We start from the raw sequence: 20,283 nt of genomic DNA, 5'->3' as shown, positions 1-20,283 counted from the left end.
TGATTTCAGTCCCTGCAATCAGAGGAAGTGAGGAGCACCTCGTGGCCACCGTGGGAACCCGGATAGGTGTGTTCCTGGGCGGAACGTTCGCGCAGAGAACGGACGCGGCCAACCTCGTCGACCGCACCGTCGAGCTCGCCCGCGAGGCAGCCCGCGACGGGGTGCACACGTTGTGGTTCGGGCAGGCCGTCGACTACGACGCGATCCAGCTGGCCTCCCTCGCCGGCCGGGCGGAGCCCGGGATCCACGTCGGAACCTCGACCGTGCCGATGTACCCCCGGCACCCCTTGCTCGTCGCCGCTGCTGCGAAGACAGCGCAAGCCGCAACCGCCGGGCGTTTCCGGCTCGGCATCGGGCTCGGCGCACGCACGCTTCTGGAGCCGCAGTTCGGCGTGCCGTATCCGCCGCAGATCCGGCATCTGCGCGAATACCTTGCCGCCCTGCGCCCGCTGCTCGACGGGGACGACGCACCTTTCGAGGGCGAAACCCTCGTATCGCGGCCGGCCGCACCCGTCGCAGTTGTCGGGTCCGCGCCGCGGATCCCGATCCTGGCGGCCGCGATGGGGCCGAAGGCGCTCGCGGTGGCGGGTGCGCTCGCCGACGGCACCGCGCCCTATCTCGCGGGGCCGCGCACGATCGCCGAGCGGATCGCGCCCGTGATCCGCGAAGCTGCGGCCGCGGCCGGACGGCCGGAGCCGCGGATCGTGGCCGGGGTGCCGGTGGTGGTCACCGACGACGCCGCCGCCGCTCGCGCCCGCGCGGCGGAGTCGCTCGGCTTCTACGACAACATCCCGTCCTACCGGAAGATCGTCGCGGCCGAAGGCTTGTCCAGCGCGGCCGACCTGCTGATCGCCGGCGACGAAGACACCGTCGCCGCCGCGCTGAGTCGCTACCTCGACGCCGGTGCCACAGAACTCATGCTCAGCCACACCGAACTCCTCGGAGAAGAAACACGCGCCCGCACGTGGTCGCTCGTCCGGTGCCTGCGGGGCGAAGCCGGCCGATGACCGCCCATTCCACTCGAACGGAGAAGACTCCGCATGGCCAACTCAACCCCAGCTCTCGACCTTCCCGTCGCAGGCCTGCGCGCCACCAGCACTGCGCGCCTGCCGTACCAGCACAACGTGCTGCTGCGGTCGTTCCTGCTCGAGCGCCCCGCCGGCAACGTGCTCGTGTACAACTCCCCGGGCCTGACCGCGGACGCGAAGGCCATTGACGACCTCGGCGGAGCGTTGATGCTGTTGATCAACCACGAACACGAAGGCATGTACGGCGACCCCGCCGGTGCCGTGCCCGCGTTCGTCCATGCGCGCGACAGCGCTGCGACGGCGCGGCAAATGCAGGTCGCCGGCACCTTCGACCGCAGGCAACTGCTCGCCGAAGACCTGGAAGCGATCCCCACCCCCGGCCACACCGCCGGCACCACCAGCTACCTGTGGGACAGTGGCGCGCACCGCTTCCTGTTCACCGGCGACTTCATCTGGATCGAGGACGGTCAGTGGAAAGCCGTCCTGCTGGACCCGGATCTGCGCGAGCAGTACCTCGACAGCCTGGCCCTGGTCTGTGACCTCGACTTCGACGTCCTCGTGCCCTGGGGCGTCTCGGACAACGGCCCATGCTTCGCCATGACGGACAAAGGCGATACCAGGAGCCGCATCGATGCGATCATCACCCGCATCGAAGCGGGCGGAGACCGCTAACCAGATGAGGCCAGGACGTTGGCGACGGCGGTGCTGAGCCTGGACGCTGATCGAGGACGTATCGGTGCCCGACGTCGTGTAATCGATAACGGTTGTCGCTACCGTCTCCGGCGGCCGGACGTTTCGCGAGCATGGCCGAGGGAACGCCGAATTGACGACACAGACTTGTCAGGCGTGCGACCCTGACCAAGCCGCAGGACGTTGAGCGACTGCACTGCCATGTCAGCGCTCCCGACGAAGGGCATCGGCATGCCCCTGACGTTCCTGCAGCCAAACGTGACGAGGCCGTTCGGTCCGCACGCCGTCCACCGATCGACAGTGCGTGGAGTCGGAAGATGAGGCAGCCGTCGTGACCGGCATCGTCAGAGCGGTTTGCTTGCGTTGATGTCACGGGATCCACGTGGCGCGCTGTAGAGCACGAGGTGCTGGTCGCGGTCTGTGAGCGTGAGCGTGTCGCAGTCGAGGGTGATCTCCCCGACGGCCGGGTGCCGGAAGGTTTCGTGAGCATCGGCGCGGCCTGTGCCGCCGCGAGATTGTTCCAGGCCAGGACCTCGAACGCCGCGGACATCACGAACGCCGGCGTCTGCGGGAGCCGTTCGAGAAGCGCGAGGATGCTCGGACGGCACGAACAACGGATCCTTGCTGATCTTGAACGTGTCCACCTGGTGCGTCGACCAGTGCGTCGCGTTCGACGTTCATCGTCGGACGGGGTCAGTGGCACAGGTTGCGAACTCGGCCTCGCCACAACCTAGCCTGGCACTGAATTAACGACTCAGGCCACTAGGGCACGAGCACGAATCGCCCGACCACAGAACCCGAGCGAAGCTCTTCCATGGCTTGGGGGGCTTCGTGCAACGCGCGGGTGTGTACCGGGATGTCGGGAAGTCCGTGGGTGCGAACGAGGGTAACGAGTTCACGCAATTCATCGAGTGTCCCAATATAGGAACCTTCGATACTGATTGAGCGCATTGGTATGAGCGGTACCTGCAATCGGGTGTCTCCGCCGAGTAGGCCGGCGATCACGATGCGGCCTCCCTTTTCGATCAGCCGGTAAGACTGGGCGAACGTTGCTCCGGCTCCAACGACGTCGAGAATCGCCAGCACTGGCCCACCGACGGCGGCTCGGATCTGCTCATCGGCGTCCCCGTCCGTTGGGTCGATGGCCGCCTGCGCTCCCGCCGCAAGGGCGGCGGACCGGCGTTCGGGGTCGATCTCGACGACGACGGGACGGGCCTTGCCCATGATGGTGAGCAGACCCACGGCCATCAGTCCGAGCCCGCCCGCACCGAAGATCACCAGTGGCTCCTTGTTCAGTTCGTTGCCGAACTTTCCGATCGCACTGTAGGTGGTCAGCCCAGAGCAGGTCAGCGGGGCGGCCCGGGCAGGGTCGAGGTCTCCGAGTTCGATCAGGTACCGGGAGTGGGGCACGAGCACGTGCTCGGCGTATCCACCGTCACGGTTGACTCCAAGGAATTGGGAGTTGCGGCAAAGGTTCTCGTGCCCGCGAATGCATCGCGGACAATCGCCGCAACCCACCCACGGGCATACAAGGACCTCCTGACCGATCGTTGCGTCGGTGGCGTCTTCTCCACGCGCGACGACGACGCCGGAGATTTCATGGCCCGGTGTCACCGGGAAGGTGACCCGTTGTTTGAAGGAGAGGTGCTCGCCGCCCCCGAGGTCGTAGTAGCCGTCCTGCAGATGCAGATCGCTGTGGCACACCCCCGCTCCGGTGACTTGAACGAGGACTTCGGATCCGGTCGGGGCGTCGATTTCGTGCTGTGTCAGCGTCGGCGGGGTACCGAAGTCCTGGAGCTGAATCGACCGAGTGCGGTAGGAGGTCATCTCGTCCTTCGAAGAGCTATCGTCCGGAGGGTGCGGGCAGGTGGATTCTCACGCGACGTGGTTGATGTACTTGTGGTGCTGGTATCCATCGAGGCCTTCGTATCCGCCCTCGTAGCCGTATCCGCTGTCCTTGAGGCCACCGAAGGGGGCTTCGATGCTGGAGACGGAGAAGGAGTTGATGCCGATGCCGCCGGCCTGCAGTTCTTCGCCCATGGCCATGGCAGTGTCGGCAGACTGTGTGAAGACGTATCCGGCCAGTCCCACGTCTAGGCGATGCGCCTGGGCGAGCGCGTCTTCCACATCAGTGAAGGAGTTGACCAGGGCGACGGGGCCGAATGGCTCTTCGTTCATGGCTCGGGCGGTGAAAGGGGCATCGGCGATCAGGGTGGGCTGGAAGAAGTTCCCGGTGGTACCGATGCGGCTGCCGCCGGTGACGATCTCAGCTCCCTGTGCTGCGGCGTCATCGACGAGTTCGCCGACTGCGACGAGGCGACGACCGTTGGCCAATGGACCCATCTGCGCGCCGGGATCCAGGCCTTCGCCGACCTTGAGTTCGGACATGGCCTGGCCGAAGCGGGCCACGAACTCGTCACGGATGGATTCGTGGACGATGAAACGGGTGGGGGAGGTGCAGACCTGACCGGCGTTGCGGGTCTTTCCAGCGACGCAGGCGGCAACGGTTTTATCGAGGTCGGCGTCGGCAAAGATGACGACTGGTGCGTGGCCGCCCAGTTCCATGGTGCTGGGCTTGGCATACTGCGCTGCGAGTCCGGCGAGGTGCCGTCCTACTGTAGTGGATCCGGTGAAGCTGATCTTACGGATCGCCTTCGCGGCAATGAGGTGGCGAGAAATCTCCGAAGGCACACCGAGGACGACGTTGAGGGCTCCGGCGGGAAGGCCGGCGTCGTGGAGAGCTTGAGCGATGGCCACGGTAGGGCTGGGGGTTTCTTCTGCGGGTTTGATGATAACGGTGCACCCTGCGGCGAGGGCGGCGGCGATCTTGCGCGCGGGCAGCAGGATCGGAAAGTTCCACGGTGTAAGTGCGAGCACGGGCCCCAGCGGCTGATTGATCACCATTTGGCGCTGACCGGAAAATCGTGCGGGCATGGTGCGCCCGTAGGAGCGCAAGGCCTCGGCTGCGAACCATTCAAAGGTTTCGGCGCTGAGGGCAACTTCCAGCTCGGCTTCTGCCAGCGGCTTGCCCTGTTCCCTTGTCAGATCGCGAGCGATGGATTCGGTGCGCTCACGCAGCAGTGCTGCGGTTTTGTTCAGGATGGCGGACCGCTCGACGGCGCTGGTGCGTGACCATCCGCGGAAGGCCTCGTCGGCAGCATTCGCGGCGTCGTCAAGATCCTGGATGCTGGCGCGCGGTGTGGTTCCCAGCACCTCATCGGTGGCGGGATTGACGAGATCGTTGACGGTACCCGCGCCGCCGTCTCGCCACTGTCCGGCGATGAACAGCTGAGCCCGCAGGTGATCAGATGCGCTCATGGTGAACCCTCTCGGAGTTGGCGGACGCGGCGGCGGCCCTGTTGTGCTGGGTATGTGGCCAGGACCTGGTGGGTGACGAAAAGTGACGCAACGAGGCTGACCCTCCCAGGTTCTGGTATGCGAACAGGATCGTCTTATATATGAACGCGTGAGGACGATAGGCCCCTGCCTTGGGCCGGGTCAAGTGTCCGCGGCAACGTTCACCTGGGTCTTGTGCTGGTTGACCCTCGGCCTCGAAACGCTGATCAGGTGTGGTGGATAGATCGCTTGCGAACACTGATCGACACCCAGTGGTGTTCACCCAGCCGGAGGACGGGCTGGTGCACGCGCGGGGTCATTGAAGCGTTCTCCGAGCCTGAGACCGTATGATGTCACTCGATGGCATGGTGCTCAGTTGGTCAGGCGCCGGAGAACAAGCACGGGACGGGAAGGCAATGACGGGGCCGACTTCAAGTGGTTCGCAGGAGCACCGGACCGTGTCACGAGTAACCGGAATTCTGGAATTCGTTGCACGATCCGAGAGCAGTGTCCGGCTCGCGGACCTGGTCAACGAACTCGACGCGCCCCGCTCGTCGGTTCACGGACTTGTGCACGGGCTTGTCTCCACCGGGTACCTGCAAGCCACTGAAGACGGTCGCTACACCTTGGGCAACGCCGTCCGGGCATTGTTGATCAATCCATCCGCCCAGGACCAACGTGTACGCGCCGCGATGGAAGCACTTCACCTGGAATTCGACGAGACGGTGACATTGGTGATGTTGGCCGGCGACTGTATCATTTATACCGAGGCCATCGAATCCTCGCACGTCGTCCGGTACACCCCCGTCCTCGGAGTGCGACGGCCCCTCTATCCCACCAGCGCCGGGAAATGTTACCTCGCCCACGCGCCGGAAAAATATCGCGAAAAGTACCTCAATCGGCACGTTCCCACCGTCGCCAAACGCTCCCAAGTGCTTGAGGAACTCGAAAAAGTCCGCGTTGACGGCTACGCCGTCAACGCCGGCGAGACCCTTCCCGACCTGCAGGCTGTCTCTGCCCCCGTCTTCGACAACGAACGAGTCTGCGCCGTCATTACCGTCGCCGGACCCATCTCCCGATTCTCTGACAAGATCGACGAGATCATCCGCGAAACCCGCGACACCGCGGCCAGGGCGAGCGTCGGCCGAGGGTAGGACCTGGGGGCGGGCATCCGGTCGCGGACAAGGGCCAGAGCGAGGAGCGTGATGGCCAGTGCACCTCGATCGTTGATGTGGGGTAAGGACAGGCCGTTCAACCGCGTCGCTCCAAGCGCTGGCCGCTGCGACAGCACCTCGGTTCGTCGACGGAGTCGTCTATACCTTCGAAGGCTTGTCCCCAACGCGGGATTACCGGGTTGTTCGAGCCTGAGGTAATCGATAAGGATAGTACCTCGGGAGATCACACGATCGCCGTGTTTTCCGTCCCCGCGGGCGGTATGGACTTGACCGCGTGGCCCCCCGGTGCCACCGCGTACACGCCGAGCGTCGAACGCGGCCTCGCTGCGCGCTGGTGTGTCAAGGAAACCACCCTGATCACCCTCGCTTCAGGACCCGCCGACCCGGACGGCGCCTCGATGCCCGGAGCATCGACCACCAGGGTACCCAGGGCTCCGGCCTTTGGTGTTGTCGTTGAACTTCGCCGACCGATCGACGCTTGGGCTGGGCTGCCGGTGTTCGGCGCACCGTCGCGACGGCCCTGATCAGATGTCGTTCTGGGGAAGGAACACATCGTACTGACGTCGGGAGCTTCCTTGCTGGCTCATGCCGATCAGAGTCGGACCGACCCGGTTGACGTGACGCAGACCATGTCGTAGTCTCCCTGCTGTCCGTATACAAGACATAGAGCAACGTATATACGAACAGTGCGACTCGGCGTGGACCCGCCGACGCTTGTCTCCCAGGGCTGCAGGGCATGTGCGCCCAATCGGCCTAGGAACTCTCCGAACAGCTGCATGAGCGCGGCACCCAGGCATGTGGAAAGGACGTCACAATGGTCGCTGCCGAAGGCAAGTCCGCAGTCGCGGAAAATCGAAGCCCGGCGGTGGATGTGGATGTGGTCGTGATCGGAGCCGGCTTCGCGGGCTTGCGTCACCTCTATGATCTACGGCAGCAAGGCCTTTCGGCCCGATGCTTCGACGAAGCGCCGGAGATCGGGGGCGTGTGGTACTGGAATCGGTACCCGGGTGCCCGGACCGATAGCCAATCGTGGATCTTTGCCTACTCGTTCTCCGAAGAGCTCCAGAACGATTGGACCTGGAGCGAGCGATACACCCCTCAGCACGAGATATACGCCTACCTCAATCATGTCGCCGACAGGTTCGGTCTCCGTGATCAGGTGACACTTGGCACCCGTGTGGCCTCTGCCCGTTACGACGATGAGCGCGAGCTGTGGGTCGTCACCACTGACAGTGGCGAAGAGGTCACCACACGCTTCGTCGTCAGCGCGACCGGACCGCTCTCGGCGGCGTACAAGCCTGATTTCAAAGGGGTCGACGACTTCCGGGGCGAGTGGTACATGACGGCCCGCTGGCCGGAGGATGGCGTCGATCTGTCGGGTAAGCGGGTGGCGGTGATCGGAACCGGCGCGAGCGCCGTCCAGCTCATCCCGACGATTGCTCATACCGCTGCCCACGTGACTGTTTTCCAGCGCACACCCAACTATGTCATACCGGCACGTAATGCGACTCTTCACGAGAACGAGCGTGAGAGTATCCGGGAACGTTATCCCGATATCTGGAAGCGGGCCCGGGAGCAGGTCTTCGGGTTCGACCTCGGCCTGGCCGGGCGGACATTCGATGATGTCACCTCGGAGGAGATGCAACTCATCCTCGAACGGGGATGGGAGATCGGCGGATTCCATTTTGTGTTCGAGACGTTCGATGATGTGTTCACCGACGAGCGCACCAACGAGGTGGTCTCCGAGTTCATCAGGAACAAGATCCGTACCATCGTCAAAGACGAGGCCACTGCTGAATTGTTGTGTCCCAAGGACTACCCGTTCTGCGGGAAGCGTCCGCCCCTCGGGCACTTCTACTACGAGACCTTCAATCGGGACAACGTCTCACTCGTCGACGTGAGTCAGGAGCCGATCTCGGAGATCACCGAGACCGGAGTCAAGGTCGGCGAGCAGGTGCACGAGGCCGACGTGATCATCTTCGCGACCGGATTCGACGCCGCGACCGGCGCGATCACCCGAATGGACATCCGTGGGCGCGGAGGGGTGTCGATCGCGGACAAATGGAAGGACGGTCCTTCCACCTATCTCGGGGTAGCCGTCAACGACTTTCCGAACTTTTTCATGATCTTGGGGCCCCACGTGCCGTTCGCGAACGCACCGGTCGTCATCGAGGACGCGTCCGAGTGGATCGCCAACCTCATCAGGTATATGCGCGACCGGGAGCTCACGGTGAGCAACGCGTCGGCAGAGGCATCGGACGAGTGGCGCGACACGCTGACCGGAATCTTGAATGACACCGTGGTGGCGAAGGGCCGGAACAACTACTTCCTGGGCGACAACATCCCCGGAAAGGCACACGCTCCGCTTTTCTACCTCGGTGGTGTCAAGCGCTATCGCGACGCGCTTCTCAAGGAGTCGGCGAACGACTATCCCGGCTTCGTCATGTCCTGATCTCGCAAGCAGCGACCGCGATCGGACAGTGGCGGGAGCTGAGTCCGGCCGACAAATCACGGAACAACTCTGCCGATGGATGCCGGAATCGCTGTGAAGAGGTGGCCATCGCCCCGGCAATCCCACTTCCCTCCCTTGCGGGCTGCGAACGCTGATGAGAAGAAGAATCGGAAGGAATTCACATGAGTCTGAAGTTGGCGGGAAAAGTGGCGCTGGTGACCGGCGCTGCACGGGGGCAGGGGCGGAGCCACGCGGTTCGCCTAGCTGAGGAAGGCGCCGACATCATCGCCCTCGACCTGTGCGACCAGATCGACACTGTTCACTATCCGCTAGCCACGCCGGAAGACCTCCGTGAGACCGTGGCGGCAGTGGAAGCGACCGGCCGGAAGATCGTCTACAGCCAGACCGACGTGCGGGATGCGGATGCGGTCAACCGTGCGGTTGCCGAAGGGATCTCTCAGCTCGGTCGGCTCGACGTCATCGTAGCTAACGCTGGCATCGCTCCGCAGTCCGTGCGTGAGAGCGATCAGTATCAGACGTTCCTCGACACTGTCGCGGTCAACCTGACCGGTGTGTACAACACCGTGCACGCCGGCGTTGATCAGATCATCGAGCAGGGTGAAGGCGGCTCGATCATCCTCACCAGTTCAACCCAAGGGCTCAGCGGGCGAGGCGGCAACGGGAGCGGTGCCCAGGACGGGTACACCGCCTCGAAGCACGGCGTCCTCGGTCTCATGAAGACCTGGTCATTCTGGCTCGCGCCGAAGAACATCCGGGTCAACGCGGTGGCACCGACCGGGGTGAACACTCCGATGGTGAACAACGACGTCGTCCAGGAGTGGCTCGCGAAGGACCCGGACGCGGCCGGGGTGCTGGCCAACCAGATGCCGATCCCGGTCATCGAGGCATCGGACGTGAGTAGCGCCGTCGCGTGGCTCGCGTCTGACGACGCGCGGTACGTGACCGGCGTGGCCTTGCCGGTCGACGCCGGCTTCCTCATCAAGTAGCTGCCTCTCGCTGCGATCTGACAGCTCGTCATTGCGGACGAGTGTCGGGATACCGGTGCCGGGACCGCGGGCGATCGAGTCGACCGCGCGACCGACGGGACCTGGCCTACACCGAAGCCTTGCCCGACGAGAAGGCCCGCACGGCGATCGGGTTCGTCCACCGCGCGCGGGCGTTCTTCGCCCGCCACGGCATCACCCACATCCATCGCCTAGTACCCAACAACGGCTCCTGTTACCGCGCCCGCGAACTTCGCCACCGTCCTGGGCGGTGCCCGCCACCAGCGGATCACGCCCTACACCCCACGCCACAACGGCAAAGTCGAGCGCTACAGCCGGATCCTGGCCGATCTGGAACATCCACTACAACTACCATCGACCACCCACTGCCGCCGGAAATCAGCCACCCGCGACCCGGCTCCACACCGGTGTCACCAACGTCCCCGAACGGCACACCTAGCTTGAGTTTCAACCGGTTCGGCGGGGCCGTGGGTTGCTCGATTTGGTGTTCTTGCTGTGCTTGGGATTTCGTGTGTTCGTGCTGGTGGCGGTGTGGACGTCGTGGCGTGACGCGGGTTGGTGGTTGGGTGTTCCCGCTGGACGTCCGGGGCCGGGCCGCGAGGGTTTCGGGACGCCGGCCGGGCAGGCGAGTTGTGGACGCAGGTTCCGAAACCCTCGGCGGACCCTGGCCGGGGTGAGTCGCTTGGCTTGTCGGGGTTTCTCCCAAGGACGGCGTAAGTCGGCTGTGAGGTCACGGGCGAGGCGCAGTTGGGTGTAGGCGGCGAGCAGCAGCCAGGTCAGCGGTCGGCCGCTTCGGGTGAGCGAAGTTTTGGGATGGTCCAGCCGAGGGTTTGCTTGAGCATGCGGAAGGTGTGCTCGATGTCGAACCGGCGCAGGAACGCCTGCCAGGCCAGATCAACCTCGGTGTGGTCCAGGCCGATGCGGGAGTGCCAACGCCACACGGGTTGCGGGATCGCCCCGGAGGGCAGCCGCTGAACTTCGAGCCGAATCACAGTGCCCTCGATGATCGGCAGAGTGCCGTCGTGGCCGGCCCAGGCGATGCGGTGGGTCAGCCGTGGCTGCAGCCGATCCCACGCTCGAACCAGGGCGGGTCCATAAAGCCGGGTCGTGGTTTCGGTGACGACGTCGGGATGCCCCCAGGTGGCCGGGTCACCGAAAGCGAACTCGTCGCCGTGGCGGCGGGGTCTGCCCAACGTGCCGGGGGCTGTGGCGGGACCGGGCGTTACAGGACCCGATCAGTGCGCATCCGCACCAGCACGGTGATCGGAAGATTGGCCAGCCGGGGGCCGTCGTAGTCGGCGTCGGCGACCAGCAAGATCTCCGGGTCTCCCGGCCGCCAATGCCCGGCCGCGACCAGACGGTCCACCACGCCGCGGATCTGCCGGGCGGTCACGCTCGCGGCGTTGTCGCCTGGCGCGAGCCGGACCGCGTCCAGTGGCGCGGTCCACGACCCGCGCCCGGATTCCAGCGCGACGACGACGGAGTAGGGCCAGCCCTGCACCATCATGTGCTGGTCTTTGCCGCGGCCGTAGGTGTGACACAGGATCCGTTGCGGGCAGGTGTGCGCTTCCGGACGCAACCAGCAGGTCACATCCACTGCCAGCACCAGCCGCCCGTCCGCGGCCCGCGGGATCGGCGCGGCACTCAGCGCGGTCTGCAACCGCGGTGTTCCATCGCGCCGCGCGCGAGCGCGGCATACCCGCTGTCATACCTTCGGCGATGCTCGCCTGCCAGGGACAACTCCGCGATGGAGCGCAGCGGCCCATCAGCAGATAACACCGCGTCGACCAGCTCGAACAACGCGTCCGCCCGCCGGTTCAAGGACTCATAGACCTGCTGCCGGAACCTCGACAGCTCCCCGTTGGCACACCTGTTACTGGCATCAGGCAAACTGATCACCGCGGCTCTTGATCGATCTTCCAATCGTCGCAAGAAGGAATGATCGACCAAGGGCCGCGTTCATGATCAACAGGGGTAGGCAAGCACCACCCGAAGGTAAAACTCAAGCTAGTCATGGCCGGGGGGTCACTGCTTGGTCCCGCTGTGGCTCACGGCTCGACCACGCAGCCGCCGGTCACGTCGCCGGCCAGCCGGGCGAGACCAGCGTCCCGAATGCGAGTGAGTGGATACCGATGGGACACGAAGGGGGTCACCAGGCCCTGTGCGACCCAGTCCAGGATGGCAGCGGTGCGTGGGGGGCGGATCGAGGGGTCGCGGAAGGTATGGATCACCATCGGTGACCCCATTACATACAGACCTTTCATCTGCATGATGTTCGTCGGGAGCGTGTTGGCTCCGTCCGAGCCCCCGCGGCCGCCTCCCTGAGCAACGGTCGTGTTGGCAGCCCACCCCACGATGACCAGCCGTCCGCCGAAGGTGAGCGACCGCATCGCCTCCAGGCCGGTGGGGCCGCCCACGGTGTCGATGACGACGTCTGCGCCGGCGCCGCCAGTGAACTCCTTGACCTGGTCGCGGAAGCGGCCCGGGTCTGATCCGGGCGTATGGATGGTCGAGTCGGCGCCCCAGTCGTGCAGCGTTCGGAGCTTGTCCTCGGAACGGCCGGTCACGATGACCTTCGCGCCCAGGATCTTCGATGTCTGGATCGTCGCCATGCCGGCTGCGCCGGATGCGCCGGTGATGAGGACGACCTCGCCGGCTTGTAGCCGGGCGCGGTTGACCAGCGCGTAGTAGGCGGTTTCGTAGTTGACGAACAGGTTCGCGCCCTGCTCGTAGGAGAACGTGTCCGGGATCTTGTGGAGTGCGCTGGCAGGAGCGACCGCATAGGACGCCCAGCCGCCGTTTACCTGGTACGCACCGGTGCTCCGAGGACCCGCATGCGTGAAGTCGTTGACCACGCGATCGCCGACGGCGAACTCCGCCGCGGCGGCACCGCCCACGGCGACGACCTCGCCGCTGTACTCCATCCCGGGGGTGAAGGGCGTGCGGGGCTTGTGCTGGTACTGCCCGCTGAGCATCAGCAGATCCGCGAACGTGACACTGCTGGCTCGGACACGGACGAGGACTTCGTCAGATTGGATCTCGTACTCACCAGGGTCGGTCACGACTTCGAGAACGTTCTCCAGTGCGTCGCGCTGAGACTCCGCAAATCGGGGGAGGGAGACCCGGAGCCCAGGAGGGACGGTTACACCTGTCACGCGTGTTCCTTTCAGTGCAAGTAAAAACCAAAGATCGCCCGGACTACCGTGCGGATGATCCCTCACCGGGGTTGCTCGATGGCCTCGGAGCCGACCGAGCGTCCAGGGCGTGTGGTCGACGATTGGGACGCCGAGGTAGCGATGGTTGGCGGCCGTGCGCTTACCTACGGCCACTCGTCCTTCCAATCCCGGCGCTGCGCGCCGCCGACAAGATATGACGTGCCTGTCGTAGATGGGGGGCATCCAACATCCGGCCATCGAGCGCCACAACCCCGGTATCGCCGGTGCCGAACGCCTCGACCACACGTCGGGCTTGCTCGAGTTCGGACTCCGATGGGGTGAAGGCGTCGTTGATAGGACCGACTTGGGCGGGGTGGATGGCGATGCGGGCGGTGAAGCCTTCGGCGCGAGCATCCCGGGAGTCGATCGCCAGGCCCTCGAGGTCGGCGATGTCGACGTACAGGGTCTCGATGGCGTGCACGCCTGCTGCTGCCGCAGCGAGCAGCGTGGCCGACCTGGCCAGGCGATACGTGTCTGCCCATCGGCCGTCCGACCTCCGGTTGGTCGCGGCTCCGAGCGAGGCACTGAGGTCCTCGGCGCCCCAGGTGAATCCATACACCCGATCCAGTTCCGCGTGCCGGAGCTCGCCGAGCCGGAGCACGGCGGTGGGGGTCTCCGTGACCACCGGGATGATCTTCACCGATCCTCGGGCAAGTCCGTATGCCGCTTCGAGGGCATCGAGGTGGTGGGTGAGTGTGGTGAGGTCTTCGGGACCGTCGATTTTGGGGAGCATGATCCCGGCTGGGGCGTAGCGCACTACCGCGGCGAGGTCGTTCAGAGCGAGTGAGGTGCTCAACGGATTCACCCGCACCCACAGTGCCGGGCCCTCAGGGCCGACGTTTCGCTGCAGGTGTGTTGCGGTGATGTCGCGTGCGGCTTCTTTGTGGCTCGCGCTGACCGAGTCCTCCAGGTCGATGATCAGCGCGTCGGCGTCGGACTTCGAAGCTTTTGCCAGCTTCTTCTCGTCATCGCCGGGAACGAAGAGAAGCGATCGCAGAGGTGTATCGGGCGCTGTTGTTGGTGCCATGGCCTCGGTCATCGGGGCCGCCGCCGCTGCAGGCCGGTGCGCTTGCACGACGCCACCAGTTCGTCGTTCTGGTTGAACGCGCGATGCAGGAAAGTCACGATGCCCTGGTCGGGGCGTGACCGCGAATCCCGGAGGTCGATGACCTCGGTCGTCACTCGAATCGTGTCGCCGTGGAACACCGGAGCGGGAAAGCGGACTTCGTCCCACCCAAGGTTGGCGACCGCGGTACCCAGGGTTGTGTCTCCGACCGAGATGCCCACCATGAGTCCGAGGGTGAAAGCGCTGTTGACGATGCGCGTCCCGAACTGCGACGACTCCATGTACTGCTCGTCGAGGTGCAGTTGAGCCGGATTGTGGGTCATCGCGGTGAACAGCACGTTGTCGGTCTCGGTGACCGTGCGCCGGATCGGGTGGTCGAATGTGTCCCCGACGGTCAGGTCGTCGAACCAGAGTCCAGCCATGCCGGCCTGTTCCTTTCGCAGGTTGATCGGCCGTCATGACGGCCGCGTGACAGGAGTGTTCAGTAGCTTCGCGGTAGGCCGAGGACGTGCGATCCGAGGTAGTTGAGGATCATTTCCTGGCTGATCGGTGCAATCCGGGTCAGGCGTGCTTCCCGGAAGTACCTGGCCACGTGATACTCCTCGGAGTACCCCATGCCGCCGTGGGTTTGCAGCGCACGGTCGGCGGCCTCGAATCCGGCGTCGGCGCACAGATACTTGGCGATATTGGCCTCGCGGGCGCAGGGCATCCCGTTGTCATAGAGCCACGTCGCTTTACGCAACATCAGCTCGGCCGCATCGAGGCGTGCCAATGATTCCGCGAGTGGAAACTGGATGCCTTGGTTCTTACCGATGTGGCGGCCGAAAACCTCGCGTTCGTTGCCATATTTCACGGCCGTCCGCAGGGCCGCTCGTCCGATGCCGAGTGCCTCGGCGGCGACGAGCATTCGTTCGGGGTTGAGGCCGTCGAGGATGTAGCGGAACCCCTCGCCCTCCTCGCCGACTCGATCCTCGATGGGCACCTCGAGGTTGTCGATGAACAGTTCGTTGGACGTGACCGCATTGCGTCCCATCTTGCGGATGGGTCGGATGTCGACCTTCGAGCGGTCGAGATCGGTGAGAAAGAGCGTCATCCCGTCAGTCTTGCGGGACGACTCGTCGAACTTCTGTGTTCGGGTCAGGAGCAGGATCTTCTCCGACTCCATCGCCTTGGAGATCCACACCTTGCGGCCGTTGACGATGTATTTGTCACCCTCCCGCCGCGCGAACGTGGTGATCTTGGTCGTGTCGAGTCCGGCGCCGGGCTCCGTCACGCCGAAGCACACGTGCAAATCGCCGCTGGCGATGCGGGGCAGCGTGCGCTGCTTGAGCTCGTCACTGCCGTGGACGATCACTGGATGCATTCCGAAGATCGACAGGTGCATCGAACTCGCGCCGTTCATTCCGGCGCCCGAGGCAGCGACCTGCTCCAACAGGATCGAGGCTTCGGTGATGCCGTATCCGTGGCCGCCGTACTCCTCGGGAATGGTGATTCCGAGCCATCCTCCTGCCGCGAACGCCTGGTAGAACTCATGGGGAAACTCGTGTGCGGCGTCCTTTTGTTCCCAGTATCGATCATCGAACTTGCCGGCGAGGTCGGCGACGGCGTCCCGAATTGTTACCTGGTCCTCGGTCAATGCGAAATCCATGTATTACACCCGTTCTCTGTGCATGGGTTGTGGCAGAGTGATTTGTCGCAGAGATTCAGGCTCGCCGGTGCGCGTCGGCGAGAGCAGCACGTATGCGGTCCAGCGCCGCGGGATTCTCGGCACTCGACATGTCCCCAGGGTCGGCACCTGTCGCGACCGCGCGGACCGCCCGCCGCATGATCTTGGCCGAGCGTGTCTTGGGAAGTTCCGACACGGCGATGACCTCGTTCGGCGCGAACGGTTTTCCGACCTGTTCGGCGACAGCGGCACGGAGTTCGGCCGAGACGGATGAGGCGTCGGCCCCCTCGCGAGGAACCCAGAACACCCAGACAGCTTCACCCTTTTTCGGGTCAGGCACCCCGATCGCGGCTGCTTCGGCCACTGCCGGGTGTGTCGTCAGCACCGACTCCACTTCTGCCGGTGCCAGGCGTTTACCCGCGATGTTCATCACGTCGTCGGACCTGCCGAGGATGTACCACGCCCCGTCCTTCGAGTCGACGAGCGCGAAATCTCCGTGGCACCACACCCCGTCGAAGGTCGACCAATACGACTGCAGATACCGGTCGTGGTCGCGCCATACGCTGCGGGTCATGGATGGCCATGGGGTACGGCAGACAAGTTCGCCTATGCCGCCGCGCACCGACTGGCCGTCGCCATCAACAACGTCGACGTCCATGCCCAACGACGGTCCGCCCAGTGAGCAGCTGGCGATCGGCTCTACCGGATACGGAGCGAGGAACGACCCGCCGACCTCGGTGCCACCCGAGATGTTGATCACCGGCACCCGGCCGTCGAAGACCTCTGCGGCGAGCCAGTCGTACGAATCGGGGTCCCAGGGCTCCCCGGTGGAGCCCAGGGTGCGCACTGACTTCAAGTCGCGGCTCTTGATCGTCGAAAGGGGCGTGTCGCGCAATGCTCGAACGAGGGTCGGCGACAGGCCGAGTGTCGAAATCGAGTGCCGCTCGACGAGGTCCCACAGACGTAGAGTGTCGGGCGCGTCAGGTGACCCCTCGTACAACACCAGGGTCGCGCCGTTGGCGTGTGCCCCGACGATTGTGAATGGTCCCATGACCCATCCCATGTCGGTGACCCAACAGACCCGATCGCTCGACACCACGTCGAAGGAGTAGGCCATCTCGGTGGCGACCTTGACGGTGAACCCTGCGTGTGTGTGAACTGCCCCCTTCGGCGTGCCAGTCGTCCCCGAGGTGTAGCCGAGCATCAGCGTCTGCATTGTGGGAAAGGCTCGTGCCGTGTCGTGAACGTCCTCGCCGGCGAGGAGTTCGGACCAGCTGGTGACTGCGAGACCCTCGGCATCGAACGTGACCCTTGTGTCGACGTTGGCCACAGTGATGACCGAGGTGACCGAGGGCGCGGCGGCGACCGCTGCCGCCATCTCTGCGGCCATGTCGACTCTTCGCCCTCGCCGGATGGTTGCGTCAGCGACGATGACTGCCGAAACTCCGGCGTCGTTGAGGCGTGCGGCGATCGCCGGCGCTGCGAATCCTGAGAACAACGGCACCACGACGGCTCCGATCCTGGCCGCCGCGTAGAAGGCGATGACCGCCTCCGGGATCATCGGAAGGTAGAGTGCAACCCTGTCGCCCTCCCGCACACCGATACTGCTCAGCCCTGCAGCGAGCGCGGCGACCTGACGCGACAGCTCGGCGAACGAAAGCTCCTCGACTCGGCCATCCTCTGCTTCGTGAACAATCGCGGGACGGATCGAGTCCGCCCACCGAGTGAGGCACGCATCGATGATGGTGAATTCGCCGTCGACAAACCAGTCCGAATTCTCCATGCCTCGGGAGCTGTCGAGGACCTGGCGGTAGGAGGTTCTGAACGGGATGGCGAGGTCGTCGATAGCGGAATCCCAGTACCACTGCACATCGGCTACCGAGCGGCGACGCAGTTCTGTGAGGGAGTCGATGCCATGACGGTTCGCCAGGCGTGTGACGTTGGCGTCAGCGATACGCTCGGGGCTTGGTCGCCAGACGTAATCACTCATGCGCTGCCTCTTTGCCATTCGGATTCGGGCTGTCCTGCAGGACTACTCGCGCGGACAACAGTTGATTGATGGTCACGTCGTCGTAGCCGAGAGAGGTCAGAACCGTGTGAGTGTCTGCCCCCTTGGCTCGAGGAGTTTCTCGGACCGACGCTGGAGTGTCGGTCAACTTGATCGGGAAGCCGATGCCGCGGTAGTCGCCCCTCTCCACGACCATTTCGCGGTGACGGACGTGCGGATCGTCAAGGACTTCGCGGATGTCGCGGATCGCTGACGCCGGCACCCCGCGGGTGATGAGGTCCTGTGCGAGATCGTTCTTCGTCAAGGGGGCGATCTTCTCCGACAGCAGTTCGCTGAGGACTTTCAGGTTCCCCAGGCGGTCGGCGTTGGTGCGGAAACGCGGGTCGTCAGCTAGGCCGGGCATACCCAGTCGGTCGACCAGGATGCGGAACTGGCGATCATTGCCGATGCCGATGAACACCGCCCCGTCGGACGCCTCGAAGGTGTCATAGGGTGCCACCGTCGGGTGGGCGGAGCCCGTACGCACAGGTACCCGCCCGTCGGCGAGAGTGGACGCGGAATGTGGATGCAACAGCGACACCGCAGTATCAACGAGCGTGCAGTCCACCACCTGCCCGCGACCTGTTCGCTGACGAGCGTTGAGCGCCAGCAAAATTCCACTGAACGCGTAGATCCCGGTGACCATGTCCACCACCGGGACGCCGACCCGCAACGCTGGGCCTTCGGATTCGCCGTTGATGCTCATCACGCCGCCGTAGGCCTGAGTGATGGCATCGTAACCGGGCATACCACCCATCGGCCCGTCAGCGCCGAACCCGGTGATGCGGCAGACAATTAGGCGCGGGTGACGCTCCAGCATCCGCTCGTCGGAGAACCCCCACCGAGCCAGCGTTCCTGCCTTGAAGTTCTCTACCACCACATCGGTGTTCTCGAGTAGTCGCTCGAGCACCTGATGTCCTTGCGAGGTCCGCAGGTCCAAGCAGATGTTGCGTTTGTTGCGGTTGATCGCGTTGAAATAAGCGCTCATGTCGTCTGCCACGAACGGAGGACCCCACCGTCGTGTGTCGTCTCCGTCAGGTGGCTCGACCTTGATCACGTCCGCTCCGTGGTCGCCGAGAAGTTGACAACACAGTGGGCCGGCCAGAACACGTGACAGATCGAGGACCCGTAGCCCGACGAGACTTTCGCTTGTCCCACCACGATCACCCATGCGGCCACCACTCCGTCGTATATCGGAACATCGAGGACGTATATGCGACAGTGTCTGCTGCGGGGGTGGTCCCTGTCAACCACGCGGCAGTGCGCGTGCGAACCCGTGCCGGCGGCCGTTGAAGGTGGGGTTGGTGTTGCGGCGGCGGGTGAGCAGGAGTTTGCCGTTGTCGACGAGGAGTACGTGCGACTTGGCCGTCAACCTGCCTTCGTTGCCATCGACCGACCGGCAGGAACCGGCAAAACCACCCTCACCTGCGCCCTCGCCGAGCGGCTCACCCGTGGCGGCCACGACTTGCCGGGATGAGGGCGGTATTCGAAGGTGGAGGCGCGGAAGGTGCCGGGCCGGTTGTCGGCGAGGTTCCACAGGCCGTGGACGAGGCGGACGGTGGTGTCGATCTCGTCGCGGGTTTCGGTGGGAAACCCGAGGACGAAGTAGCCCTTGACGTTGATGCCGCGTTCGATGAGCCGGCGGACCATGCAGGGCCGATACGCTGTCGGTCTCGCTGGCTCGGTGCAGGACACGCGATCGGTGCGAAAAGCGGCCATCATCTGGTCGATGACGCGGCGGGCGCCGAGGAGCGACGACGCCAGCCCGCGCTAGCCGGGGGACGCCCTAGCTGTGCTGTTCGGGGACGTTGGTGATGGGCTGACACGCTGAGGATGATCTTGATATGGGTGAGGACCTCCGGGTTCGGTGTGGATTGCGACATCAACACCCGAACACCAGGAGGTCCTCGATGGTCCACCGTAACGCCTCGTTGACCCCGACGGGCAGGCTGCGGCTTGCCCTGTGTGTCGTGGAGCGGTTTCAGGTCAGTCACACCACCGTGGCCCGCTGGGTGGGCCGTTATCGCCAGCACGGCCCGGCGGGGATGAACGACCGGTCCAGCCGGCCGCATCACAGCCCGAACCGCACGTCGCCTGAGGTGGAGGCTCTGGTCGTGATGTTGCGGCAGGAGCACAAGATCGGCCCGGTTCGCCTGTCGGTGCGGGCTGGGGTGGCGCCCTCGACCGCCCATGCGATCCTGCGGCGCCACGGGGTGCCGGTGCTGGCCGCGTGTGACCGCGCCACCGGCGAGCCGATTCGCCGCTACGAACGCGCTACTCCGGGCGAGCTGGTACACGTCGATGTCAAGAAACTCGGCCGTATCCCCGACGGTGGTGGGCACAAGGTCCTGGGCCGTGCCCAAGGCCGAGCCAACCAGGTCCGCACCGCCGGCGGCGGCTACCTCTGTCTGCACACCGCTCTGGATGATCACTCGCGCCTGGCCTACACCGAGATCCTGCCCGACGAGAAAGCCGCCACCTGCGCAGCCTTCCTACGCCGCGCGCACGCCTGGTTCGCCAGCCACGGCATCACCATCGAGCGGGTGCTGACCGACAACGCCCGGGCCTACCGCAAAACCACCT

At 64.8% G+C, this 20,283-nt stretch carries 20 protein-coding genes and 2 pseudogenes; 7 read left to right on the top strand and 15 right to left on the bottom strand.

Annotated elements, in window-relative coordinates:
- The first annotated feature begins 41 nt into the window (after positions 1–41).
- Complete coding sequence (locus tag ACCP09_RS39030; protein ID WP_433754087.1) at positions 42–1,007, top strand: TIGR03564 family F420-dependent LLM class oxidoreductase; 966 nt, start codon at positions 42–44, stop codon at positions 1,005–1,007.
- A 33-nt stretch (positions 1,008–1,040) separates the two neighbouring features.
- The gene (locus tag ACCP09_RS39025) at positions 1,041–1,700 is read left to right on the top strand and encodes an MBL fold metallo-hydrolase (RefSeq protein WP_433754085.1); all 660 of its coding nucleotides are present in this window, start codon (positions 1,041–1,043) and stop codon (positions 1,698–1,700) included.
- A 362-nt stretch (positions 1,701–2,062) separates the two neighbouring features.
- Here the strand turns inward: ACCP09_RS39025 and ACCP09_RS39020 are convergent, their stop codons facing one another.
- From ACCP09_RS39020 to ACCP09_RS39005, 4 genes and pseudogenes are all read right to left on the bottom strand, one after another.
- The gene (locus tag ACCP09_RS39020; RefSeq protein ID WP_433754089.1) at positions 2,063–2,326 is read right to left on the bottom strand and encodes a hypothetical protein; all 264 of its coding nucleotides are present in this window, start codon (positions 2,324–2,326) and stop codon (positions 2,063–2,065) included.
- Positions 2,270–2,421: pseudogene (locus tag ACCP09_RS39015) on the bottom strand (hypothetical protein); the annotation flags it as partial. The pseudogene ACCP09_RS39015 and the gene ACCP09_RS39020, both read right to left, overlap by 57 nt.
- A 59-nt stretch (positions 2,422–2,480) precedes the next feature.
- Positions 2,481–3,545, bottom strand: coding sequence for an alcohol dehydrogenase (locus ACCP09_RS39010; protein ID WP_433754083.1), 1,065 nt, complete (start codon positions 3,543–3,545; stop codon positions 2,481–2,483).
- Between the two features lie 48 nt (positions 3,546–3,593).
- Positions 3,594–5,036, bottom strand: a complete 1,443-nt coding sequence (locus tag ACCP09_RS39005; RefSeq protein WP_433754081.1) for an NAD-dependent succinate-semialdehyde dehydrogenase — start codon at positions 5,034–5,036, stop codon at positions 3,594–3,596.
- A gap of 476 nt (positions 5,037–5,512) precedes the next feature.
- On the opposite strand from ACCP09_RS39005, the gene ACCP09_RS39000 reads away from it, so the two are divergent.
- The 4 genes and pseudogenes from ACCP09_RS39000 to ACCP09_RS38985 form a co-directional block, all read left to right on the top strand.
- Complete coding sequence (locus tag ACCP09_RS39000; RefSeq protein WP_433754079.1) at positions 5,513–6,208, top strand: IclR family transcriptional regulator; 696 nt, start codon at positions 5,513–5,515, stop codon at positions 6,206–6,208.
- 835 nt (positions 6,209–7,043) lie between these two features.
- Positions 7,044–8,681 (top strand): flavin-containing monooxygenase, encoded by a 1,638-nt coding sequence (locus tag ACCP09_RS38995; protein ID WP_433754077.1) that lies wholly within the window; start codon positions 7,044–7,046, stop codon positions 8,679–8,681.
- 182 nt (positions 8,682–8,863) lie between these two features.
- Positions 8,864–9,688 carry a mycofactocin-coupled SDR family oxidoreductase gene (locus tag ACCP09_RS38990; RefSeq protein ID WP_433754075.1) on the top strand — a complete coding sequence of 275 codons (825 nt, stop codon included), beginning with the start codon at positions 8,864–8,866 and terminating at the stop codon, positions 9,686–9,688.
- 101 nt (positions 9,689–9,789) lie between these two features.
- Positions 9,790–10,145 (top strand): annotated as a pseudogene (locus tag ACCP09_RS38985) (IS481 family transposase); the annotation flags it as partial.
- Between the two features lie 337 nt (positions 10,146–10,482).
- Here ACCP09_RS38985 and ACCP09_RS38980 read toward each other — a convergent pair.
- The 11 genes from ACCP09_RS38980 to ACCP09_RS38930 form a co-directional block, all read right to left on the bottom strand.
- Positions 10,483–10,899 carry a hypothetical protein gene (locus ACCP09_RS38980; protein WP_433754073.1) on the bottom strand — a complete coding sequence of 139 codons (417 nt, stop codon included), beginning with the start codon at positions 10,897–10,899 and terminating at the stop codon, positions 10,483–10,485.
- Between the two features lie 29 nt (positions 10,900–10,928).
- Positions 10,929–11,366: a transposase gene (locus ACCP09_RS38975; RefSeq protein ID WP_433754071.1), complete on the bottom strand. Its 438-nt coding sequence runs from the start codon at positions 11,364–11,366 to the stop codon at positions 10,929–10,931.
- Positions 11,351–11,605 carry a hypothetical protein gene (locus tag ACCP09_RS38970; RefSeq protein ID WP_433754069.1) on the bottom strand — a complete coding sequence of 85 codons (255 nt, stop codon included), beginning with the start codon at positions 11,603–11,605 and terminating at the stop codon, positions 11,351–11,353. The genes ACCP09_RS38975 and ACCP09_RS38970 overlap by 16 nt, the downstream gene beginning before the upstream one ends.
- Positions 11,606–11,754: 149 nt before the next feature.
- A complete protein-coding gene (locus ACCP09_RS38965) occupies positions 11,755–12,768 on the bottom strand; it encodes an NADPH:quinone oxidoreductase family protein (RefSeq protein WP_433754067.1) in 1,014 nt (337 codons plus the stop codon).
- Between the two features lie 253 nt (positions 12,769–13,021).
- Positions 13,022–13,960 carry an HpcH/HpaI aldolase/citrate lyase family protein gene (locus ACCP09_RS38960; protein WP_433754065.1) on the bottom strand — a complete coding sequence of 313 codons (939 nt, stop codon included), beginning with the start codon at positions 13,958–13,960 and terminating at the stop codon, positions 13,022–13,024.
- Positions 13,957–14,409, bottom strand: a complete 453-nt coding sequence (locus ACCP09_RS38955) for a MaoC family dehydratase (RefSeq protein WP_433754063.1) — start codon at positions 14,407–14,409, stop codon at positions 13,957–13,959. The genes ACCP09_RS38960 and ACCP09_RS38955 overlap by 4 nt, the downstream gene beginning before the upstream one ends.
- A gap of 59 nt (positions 14,410–14,468) precedes the next feature.
- Positions 14,469–15,635 (bottom strand): acyl-CoA dehydrogenase family protein, encoded by a 1,167-nt coding sequence (locus tag ACCP09_RS38950; RefSeq protein ID WP_433754061.1) that lies wholly within the window; start codon positions 15,633–15,635, stop codon positions 14,469–14,471.
- 55 nt (positions 15,636–15,690) lie between these two features.
- A complete protein-coding gene (locus ACCP09_RS38945) occupies positions 15,691–17,643 on the bottom strand; it encodes an AMP-binding protein (protein WP_433754059.1) in 1,953 nt (650 codons plus the stop codon).
- The gene (locus tag ACCP09_RS38940; protein WP_433754057.1) at positions 17,636–18,871 is read right to left on the bottom strand and encodes a CaiB/BaiF CoA transferase family protein; all 1,236 of its coding nucleotides are present in this window, start codon (positions 18,869–18,871) and stop codon (positions 17,636–17,638) included. Before ACCP09_RS38940 ends, ACCP09_RS38945 begins: the two co-directional genes overlap by 8 nt.
- Positions 18,872–18,946: 75 nt before the next feature.
- Positions 18,947–19,072: a hypothetical protein gene (locus ACCP09_RS38935; protein ID WP_433754055.1), complete on the bottom strand. Its 126-nt coding sequence runs from the start codon at positions 19,070–19,072 to the stop codon at positions 18,947–18,949.
- Positions 19,069–19,350 carry a hypothetical protein gene (locus tag ACCP09_RS38930; RefSeq protein WP_433754053.1) on the bottom strand — a complete coding sequence of 94 codons (282 nt, stop codon included), beginning with the start codon at positions 19,348–19,350 and terminating at the stop codon, positions 19,069–19,071. The genes ACCP09_RS38935 and ACCP09_RS38930 overlap by 4 nt, the downstream gene beginning before the upstream one ends.
- 260 nt (positions 19,351–19,610) lie before the next feature.
- On the opposite strand from ACCP09_RS38930, the gene ACCP09_RS38925 reads away from it, so the two are divergent.
- The coding region (locus tag ACCP09_RS38925; RefSeq protein ID WP_433754051.1) for a helix-turn-helix domain-containing protein at positions 19,611–20,283 on the top strand (673 nt) is incomplete at its 3' end.

The sequence above is a fragment of the Amycolatopsis sp. 3B14 genome (assembly GCF_050958625.1).
Taxonomy (GTDB): domain Bacteria; phylum Actinomycetota; class Actinomycetes; order Mycobacteriales; family Pseudonocardiaceae; genus Amycolatopsis_E; species Amycolatopsis_E thermoflava.
This window is presented reverse-complemented; position numbering and strand designations above follow the sequence as displayed.